This is a genomic window from Achromobacter sp. Marseille-Q0513 (assembly GCF_018195695.1).
GTDB lineage: Bacteria > Pseudomonadota > Gammaproteobacteria > Burkholderiales > Burkholderiaceae_B > Achromobacter.
This window is the reverse complement of record NZ_JAGTJY010000224.1, coordinates 523-8,754: the sequence shown is the minus strand read 5'-3', so window position 1 is coordinate 8,754 and position 8,232 is coordinate 523. Positions and strand designations below refer to the sequence as shown.

Here is an 8,232-nt window from a genome sequence, read left to right as displayed (position 1 = left end):
GAGGTGGGCCTGCGTCTCGTGCGGGGGCTGTCCACGCCGGTGACGGCCGGCTGGTTCAAGCCGGTGCTGCTGGTGCCGGCGAACCTGGTCACGGGCATGCCGCCGGACCTGCTGGAGGCGTTGCTGGCCCATGAACTGGCCCATGTCCGCCGGCACGATTATCTGGTGAACGTGCTGCAGTTCGCGGCCGAGATCCTGTTGTTCTTCCATCCCACGGTCTGGTGGCTGTCGCGGCGCATCCGCGTCGAGCGCGAACGGATCGCGGACGACATGGCCGCCGCGCTTATCGGCCAACCGCGCCGGCTGGCGCTTGCCTTGAACGCCTTGAGCCGAGACGCCGACGACGCGCCCGCGCCGGTGGCGCCGGGCGCGCGCGACGGCGACCTGCTGGACCGGATACGCCGCCTGACCCGGCCCGACAGCCTGCCGGCGCGCCGCGCCGTGGCCATGCCGGCGCTGGCCGCCATGCTGGCCGTGGCGATCGCCGGCGCCGGGGTCCAGGCCGGTCCGACGGACGACGGCCGCGCCGACGCGGCCCGCCGGGCGCTGGCGCAATTGCCGGGCATCGACGCCCTGATCCAGTCCAGCGGCGCCTCCCATGTGCTGGTGCTGGACGCGCGTTCGGGCGACACGCTGGTCGGGGTGGCCGAGAACGAGGCGGTGCCCATCGCCTCGCTGACCAAGCTGATGACGGTGATGGTGCTGCTGGACGCGACGCCCGACCTGTCCCAGCCGGTCCGCATCGACGAGCGCGACGCCGAGGCGGCGCGGGGCGGGGCGTGGCAGTTTCCAGTGGGGGCGGTCGCCCCGTTGGACACCATGCTGAAGCTGGCCTTGATGTCGTCGGACAATCGCGCCGCGCACGCGCTGGCGCGCCGCTATCCGGGCGGCGAGGCGGCTTTCGCGCGGGCCCTGCGGCGCAAGGCCGCCGCGCTGGGGCTGGAACACGCCCGCTTCGAGGACGCCATGGGGATCTCGCCTTCCAATCGCGCCAGCGCCGCCGATATCGGCAGGATCGTGAGCGCCGCCACGGCCTATCCGCAGATCGCGCTGGACACCACGTCGCTGGACGAGTCCGTGGGCATGGGTGCCGGCGCGATCCAGTATCGCAATACCAATCCGCTGGTCGGACGGCAGGGCTGGGACATCCGCCTGTCCAAGACCGCGACGTCGGCCGAGGCCGGACGCTGTCTGGCCATGCGGGTGCAGGCCGGCGGCCGCGAGCTCACGCTGGTGCTGCTGAACGGGCGGGCATTGCCCGCCTGAGCGGCCGGCCGCGCGCCGCGCGGCTGCCCTGACGAATTTCCAACCACGCTTCATTCACCATGCCCACACGCAGCCCCTTGCGCGCGCTCGCCGTCGCGCTGTCTCTTTCCGCCCTTTGCCTGCCCGCGCAGGCCCGCATGCTATGCACGGTCGTGGCCGACGTCGCGGACGGACGCATCGTGTTCCAGGACGGCACGCAGGACGCCTGCGCGGCCCGCTATACGCCGGCGTCGACCTTCAAGCTCGCCATCGCCCTGATGGGCTACGACGCCGGCATCCTGCAGGACGCGCATGCGCCCGTGTGGGAGTACCAGCCGAGCTACCCGGACTGGGGCGGCGATGACTGGCGCAAGCCTGTCGATCCGACGCGCTGGATCAAGTACTCCGTCTTCTGGTATTCGCAGCAGATCGGCGAGAAGCTGGGCCTGGCGCGCCTGCAGCAATACACGACCGCGTTTGGCTACGGCAACCAGGACGTGTCGGGCCACCCGGGCAAGAACAACGGCACGCAGGGCGCATGGCACGTATCGTCGCTGCGGATCTCGCCGCTGGAACAGCTCGATTTCCTGCGCAGGCTGGCCAGGCGGCAACTGCCGGTCAAGCCGCAGGCCTATGACATGGCCGAGATCCTGTTCGATGCCGGCGTCGACGTGGATGGCTGGAAGATCCATGGCAAGACGGGCACGGGATCGCCGGGCAGCTTCGGCGATTACGACCGCGAACACGCCTATGGCTGGTATGTGGGCTGGGCCCGCAAGAACGGTCGCGAGCTGGTCTTTGCCCGCCTGATCCAGGACGAGAAGGCGGCGACGCCGAACGCCGGCATGCGCGCGCGCGAGCAGTTGCTGGCCGGGTTGCCGGGCTGGCTGGGCGCGGCCGGACAGCGGTGAGGCCGCGATGATCGCCCAGGCGCGCGATGCGCGGATCGACATGCTGCGCGGCGTGTCCATCCTGCTGGTGCTGCTGCACCACTTCAACATTCCCTATTCGTTGAAGGACACGGGGCTGGCCGCGCTGCTTGGCTGGCCGTTCCTGCACGCGCTTGCGCGCAACGGCAACTATGGCGTGACGATGTTCTTCGTGGTGTCGGGTTTCCTGATCACGCGCAACGCGCTGGACCGTTGGGGCGGGCTGGACCGCGTCCGGCCTGCGGAGTTCTACGCCTTGCGGGCGGCGCGCATCCTGCCCTGCCTGCTGCTGGCCTTGCTGACGGTCGATGCGCTGGCCCTGGCCGGCATGCCGATCTTCGGCAACCGGGCGGACGCGGTCGTGTCGCTGTGGATGGTCAATGCCGCCGCGCTGACGGCCTGGGTGAACGTGCTGATCATTGAGCACGGCTGGATCAACTATCCGCTGGGCGTGCTGTGGTCGCTGTCCGTCGAGATGGCGTTCTACCTGCTGTTTCCGCTGGCCTGCCTGACGCTGCGCAGGGGCTGGGCGCTGGCCGCGCTGGCGGCGGGGCTCATCGTCGCGGGGCCGCTGTACCGCCTGGCCAGCCAGGGCGAGGCCGGGGCGTATCTGTATGGCTATGCGGCCTGCTTCGACGCCATCGCCATGGGCTGCTGCGCCGCCGTGCTGGCGCGGCGCGGCCGGTTCGCCGTCCTTGGGCGTCCGGCCGTGCGCGCGATCATCGGCGCGGCCATGGCGGCGCTGTACCTGGCCTGGCCCATCGGCCAGAGCAATGTGCCGGGCACGACGGCGATGGCGTTCGGCACGGCCTTGCTGCTGCTGGGCGCCACGGCGGCGTCGGCGGCGCATGCCTGGCCCTTGCGCGCGCTGGCCGCCTGCGGCCGGCTCAGCTACGAGATCTACCTGTTCCACCTGGTGGTGCTGGGCCTGATCCGGGGCTGGGCGCCGCCGGCGCTGGCGGCGGGCGACGCGCGGGTCGCGCTGCTGGCGGCCTATCTGGCGGCGTCCTGCGCCGCCGGCTGGCTGGTGGCGCGGCTGTGGTCGGAGCCGGCCAACGCCGCGCTGCGCTTGCGCGTTAGGGCGTGAACTCGGCGCCGGTGTAGCCGCCGTCGATCTCCAGGCCGCCGGCCAGCCTGCCGGACCAGTCGTCCAGGGCGCGGCGTTCTTCCGCCGTGACGCCGGCGCCCAGCGCCAGGCGCAGCGAGGCCGCCTGTTCCAGGCCGTAGCGGGTGACGGCGCCGACAGCCAGCCGGCCGGCGGCGTGGTCGGCGGCGGCCCGTTCCACGCACAGGCCGGAGTCGGCCAGCGCGGACGCAAGATAGACCTGTGGATCGCGCTCCACCCAGTCGACCACGTTGCCGATCTGCCAGATGCCGGTTTCACGGCAGGCGCGCGACACGCCGTCGCGGCCGCCGTCCATCATGGCGAAGACCACGCGCGCGTCGCGCGCGGCCAGCGCCCGGGTCCATTCGTGCGCCAGCTCGGGATCATGCTGGTTGCCGCAGAAGCCGGTGAGCGGATCGCGGCCGGCGGCGCGGCGCACGCCGTCGGCATAGGCGGCGCGCCCCTTTAGGCCGGGGCGCACGCTTTCGCCGGACAGGTGGGCCGCGCGGCCGTCCGCCGCGCGCAGGCCGGCCAGCACGCCGGCCAGGAAGGCGCTGTGTTCCTGCAGGATTTCGTAGGACGCGACGTTGGGCGCGGTCAGGCTGCCCTGGGTGACGGCGAACTGCGTGCGCGGAAAGCGCGGCGCCACCTCGGCCACGGGCGCATCGCCCTGGCCGCCATGCGCGATCAGCAGGTCCAGCCCCGGGTCGCACAGCGCGGCGATGCGCGCGGCGCGAGCTTGCGGATCGGTATCGGCGATCCATTCGATCCGCAGCGGCTGGCCGGCGCGCTCGGCACGGCGCGCGCCCTCGACCGCGGCTTCGTTGAAGCCGCCTCGGCCCGCATGGCCGAACAGCGTCAGCACGCGGCGGGCGCTCACAGGCCGGCTCCGGTGGCGCGCACCACGGGTTCCCAGGCCTGGGCCTGGCGACGCACGAAGTCGGTGAATTCGGCGGGGGACTTGTCGGCCAGCACGAAGCCCTGGCCCTCCAGTTTTTCGCGCAAGGCCGGCTCGCGCAGCACGGCCGTCAACTCGGCGTGCAGCCGCTGGCGCACCGCGTCGGGCAGGCCGGCCGGGCCGGACAGGCCGATGAAGTTCTCGGCCACCAGCCCCGGCAGGCCCAGCTCGCCCACGGCGGGTATGTCCGGCGCTTGCGGCACGCGCCGCTCGGTGGTGACGGCCAGCAGCCGCAGCTGGCCGGAGCGCAGATAGGGCAGGTTCTGCGGCAGCGCGTCCACGGCGAAGCGGATCTGTCCGCCCAGCAGGTCGTTGCGCATCGCGCCCGAGCCCTTGTACGGGATGTGCTGCAGCGGCGCGCCGGTGGCGCGCGCATAGAGTTCGCCGACGATCTGGCCGACCGAGGCCAGGCCGCCGCTGCCGAACTGCACCGGCTGGTCCTGGGCCTTGATCCAGGCGGTCAGCTCGGCCAGCGTGGCGACGGGCACGGACGGATGGGTGACGAAGGCGGTGGGCACCGCGCCGATATAGGCCAGGTGGTCGAAGCTGGCCAGCGCGTCGTAGCCATGGCCGGGCATCAGCGCGGGCGAGATCGACAGCGGCGCCGAGTTCGACATGAGCAGCGTGTAGCCGTCGGCGGGCGCCTGCGCCACCAGCGCGGCGCCGATGGTCGAGCCGGCGCCGGGCTTGTTCTCGATGACCACGGGCTGGCCCAGTCGCTCGGCCAGCGCGGGCGCGATCAGTCGCGCGGCGATGTCGCTGGCGCCGCCGGGCGGGAAGGTGACGACCAGCCGCAGCGGGCGCGCGGGCCAGGCGGCCGTGGCGGCGCGCCCGATGCGCGGACGCGCCAGGGGCAGCGCGAGCGCGCTGGCGATCATGAAGCGGCGTCGGGAGATGGGCATGCGGATTTCCTGCGTGGCGGCCCTGGGGGGCAAAGGGCCGTACTGTAGGAAAGCGCCGCCGTGCAGACAAAGAATTTGTCGCCGTATGCTTATGTCGCGGGCATGAGCGTATGCGCGCGCGGGCATAAGGCGCGCGTCCTTGCGCATGCCCGCAAGGACGCGGGGCCGCCGGGCGGGCCCGCGGCCTGGCGCGGCATCAACTGCCCTGGCGCGCCTGCAGCATGTAGTCGACGGTCAGGTTCGACAGCGCGCGCACGCCGTTGATCAGGCCGGACTCATCCACGTAGAAGCGCGGCGAGTGGTTGGGCGCGGCCTTGTCCACGTCGGTGCCCTTGGGCGTGACGCCCAGGTAGAAGAACAGGCCCGGCACCTTCTGCTGGTAGAACGAGAAGTCCTCCGACGCTGTGGACTTGGGCTGCAGGCCGTAGTTGCCTTCGCCGGCCACGCGGCGCAGCGTGGGGCCCATCTGCTCGGTCAGCGCCGGCGGGTTGACGGTGGCGTTGTACAGCTCCACCACGCGCACGTCGGCCTTGGCGCCGGCGCTTTGCGCGATCATATCGGCGGTGCGCGCGATGCGCTGGTGGATGTCCTTCTTCATGCCTTCGTCGTAGGTCCGGATGGTGCCGGTCATGGCGACGTTGTCGGGCACGATGTTCATGCGGTTGCCGCCGTGGATCGCGCCCACGGTGATGACGGCCGGCTCCAGCATGCTGTTGATCTGGCGGCTGGGAATGGTCTGCAGGCCCAGGATGATCTGCGAGCTGACCACGATGGGATCGATGCCGGACCAGGGGCGCGCGCCGTGCGTCTGCTTGCCGGTGACGTCGATCCAGAACTGGTCGGCGGCGGACATCGCCGGGCCGCTGCGCCAGGCCAGCCAGCCGGCCGGATAGGCGCTGGAGGCGTGCAGGCCGAAGATGGCATCGACCTTGGGATTTTCCATCACGCCTTCCTGCACCATCATCTTGGCGCCCCAGATCTTCTTGCCGTCGGGCTCGAAGTCGGCGGGGCTTTCCTCGGCGGGCTGGAAGATGAATTTCACGCTGCCGGGCAGCTCGTCCTTCATGCCGGCCAGCACCTCGGCCGTGGCCATCAGGATGGCGGTGTGCGTGTCGTGGCCGCAGGCGTGCATCACGTCCACTTTCTTGCCCAGGTAGGTGCCCTTGGCCTTGGACGCGAAGGGCAGGTCCACCTGTTCCTTCACCGGCAGCGCGTCCATGTCGGCGCGCAGCGCCACCACCGGGCCGGGCTTGCCGCCCTTGAGCACGGCGACCACGCCGGTCACGGCCACGCCGGTCTTCACCTCCATGCCCAGCGCGCGCAGATGGTCGGCCACCAGCTTGGCGGTGCGTGTTTCCTGGTTGCCCAGTTCCGGATGCTGGTGGATGTCGCGGCGCCAGGCGATGAGCTTGTCCTCGATGGCCTTGGCGCGCTGGTCGATCTGCGCGGCCAGCGCCGCATTGGGCGCGGGCGCCAGCGGGCCCTGGGTGCCGGGCGCGCCTTGCGCGGCGGCCGGGCCGGACCAGGCCAGGTGCGCGGCCAGGGCCAGCGGGGCAAGGCGGAACAGGATGTTGCGATGGTGCATGAAGGTCTCCTCTTTGTCGGTCTGCGGGTTGCGCTTGTTGTCGTCAACGTGTGCCCGTTAACGTGTTATTGGCCGCCGAGCTTACCGGAGCGGCGACGCGTCGTAGCGCGTTGTTACCGATGCTTAAGAAGAGGGGGGCTTAAATTCCGGGCCTTGAAATCTCTGTGCGCGATCAGGCGCCGGCCGCGCCGGCAAGCGGGGTTTTTCGCCGAGGCGCGGCGGCGCGGTTTCAGGCCGCGCGCAGCGCCGGCTTCTCGCCGCGAGCCGCCAGCGCGAGCATGACGGCGGCCGCCAGCGAGGCCGCGCCCGCCACCGCCATCGCGAGGCTGAAGCCGCCGGCGAGCGCGTCGGCCAGCAGGGCGCGCGCGCCGTCCACCGCTACGGGCAGCTCGTGGCGCATCACGGCGGCGCGCGCCAGCGCCAGCGCCAGCGCATCGGGCAGTCCCTGGCGCGACAGCGCGGCCTGGAGCGCATCCACCGCGCGGGCGCTCATCAGCGCGCCGAGCAGCGCGATGCCGATGGTCATGCCGCTCTGGCGCAGCGCGTTCATGGTGGCAGAGGCCATGCCGGAACGTTCGCGCGGCACGGTGGCCATCACGGCCATGCTGGTGGCGGGCAGCGCCAGCCCGGAGCCCACGCCCAGCAGCGCCATCAGCGCGCAGGTCAGTGCGTAGGGCGTATGCGCGTCCAGGCCGGTCATGCCCAGCATGGCCGCGCCGATCAGCGCGTAGCCGGCGATCATCAGCCGGGGCAGGCCGAAGCGCGGATTGAGTTTGCCGAACACGGTCGACGCGATGCCGGAGGCGATGAATTGCGGCGCCAGCTGCGAACCGGCGGCCAGCGGCGACAGGCCTTGCACCTGTTGCAGGTAGAGCGAGAAGAAGAACAGGCTGCTGTAGCCGGAGAAGCCCAGCACGAAGGACGCGAAGTTGGTCACCGCATAGCCGCGGTCGCGGAACATGCCCAGCGGCAGCACCGGCCGGCGCGCGCGCAGTTCCACGGCCAGGAAGGCCGCCAGGCCGGCCGCCGCCAGCGCCAGCGCGAGGCCGGCCGGACGCGAGCCCCAGCCATGCTCGCCCGCGGCGATCAGGCCATAGGCCAGCGCGCCCAGCCAGACCACGCTCAGGGCCTGGCCTAGCGGATCGAACGCGGCGTGCTCGGGATGGGCGCTTTCGCGGATGCTCCACATGCCCAGCGCCACCGCCAGCGCGCCCAGCGGCAGGTTGATGAGGAAGATGCTCTGCCAGCTGAAGTGCGCCACCAGCACGCCGCCCAGCACCGGGCCGGCGATCAGCGCGGTGGCGTTGCTGGACGCCCAGATGCCGATGGCCTGGGCCCGCTCGCGCGGATCGGGGAAGGCCTGCGTCAGCAGCGACAGCGCGCCCGGTATCAGCAGCGCGCCGGCCACGCCCTGCACGGCACGCCCCGCCAGCAGCATGGGCAAGCCGCCGGCCAGCCCGCACATGGCCGACCCGACGACGAACAGCAGCACGCCGGCCAGCCAGGAA

The 8,232-nt window shown here is 71.8% G+C and carries 7 protein-coding genes; 3 read left to right on the top strand and 4 right to left on the bottom strand.

The genetic code is table 11. The features are described from left to right. The 3 genes from KDH83_RS27545 to KDH83_RS27535 form a co-directional block, all read left to right on the top strand. Positions 1-1,266, top strand: a 1,266-nt coding sequence (locus KDH83_RS27545) for a M56 family metallopeptidase (protein ID WP_212321555.1), incomplete at its 5' end; no start/stop codon positions are given. A gap of 59 nt (positions 1,267-1,325) precedes the next feature. Further along, entirely contained in the window at positions 1,326-2,156 is an 831-nt protein-coding gene (gene blaOXA / locus KDH83_RS27540) for an OXA-1238 family class D beta-lactamase (protein WP_212321553.1), read from the top strand. 7 nt (positions 2,157-2,163) lie between these two features. Continuing rightward, entirely contained in the window at positions 2,164-3,261 is a 1,098-nt protein-coding gene (locus KDH83_RS27535; protein ID WP_212321552.1) for an acyltransferase, read from the top strand. Here KDH83_RS27535 and KDH83_RS27530 read toward each other — a convergent pair. From KDH83_RS27530 to KDH83_RS27515, 4 genes are all read right to left on the bottom strand, one after another. Continuing rightward, complete coding sequence (locus KDH83_RS27530) at positions 3,251-4,159, bottom strand: BMP family ABC transporter substrate-binding protein (RefSeq protein WP_212321551.1); 909 nt, start codon at positions 4,157-4,159, stop codon at positions 3,251-3,253. The two genes, KDH83_RS27535 and KDH83_RS27530, sit on opposite strands and share 11 nt — an antisense overlap. Next, positions 4,156-5,139 (bottom strand): tripartite tricarboxylate transporter substrate binding protein, encoded by a 984-nt coding sequence (locus KDH83_RS27525; protein WP_212321550.1) that lies wholly within the window; start codon positions 5,137-5,139, stop codon positions 4,156-4,158. Before KDH83_RS27525 ends, KDH83_RS27530 begins: the two co-directional genes overlap by 4 nt. Positions 5,140-5,335: 196 nt before the next feature. Next, positions 5,336-6,724 (bottom strand): amidohydrolase, encoded by a 1,389-nt coding sequence (locus tag KDH83_RS27520; RefSeq protein ID WP_212321549.1) that lies wholly within the window; start codon positions 6,722-6,724, stop codon positions 5,336-5,338. A 229-nt stretch (positions 6,725-6,953) separates the two neighbouring features. Next, positions 6,954-8,232, bottom strand: a 1,279-nt coding sequence (locus KDH83_RS27515; protein ID WP_249205395.1) for an MFS transporter, incomplete at its 5' end; no start/stop codon positions are given.

Coding starts and splice junctions, on each gene's coding strand:
- blaOXA (WP_212321553.1), top strand. CDS start 1,326: ATGCCCACACGCAGCCCCTTGCGCGCGCTCGCCGTCGCGCTGTCTCTT.
- KDH83_RS27525 (WP_212321550.1), bottom strand. CDS start 5,139: ATGCCCATCTCCCGACGCCGCTTCATGATCGCCAGCGCGCTCGCGCTG.
- KDH83_RS27520 (WP_212321549.1), bottom strand. CDS start 6,724: ATGCACCATCGCAACATCCTGTTCCGCCTTGCCCCGCTGGCCCTGGCC.
- KDH83_RS27535 (WP_212321552.1), top strand. CDS start 2,164: ATGATCGCCCAGGCGCGCGATGCGCGGATCGACATGCTGCGCGGCGTG.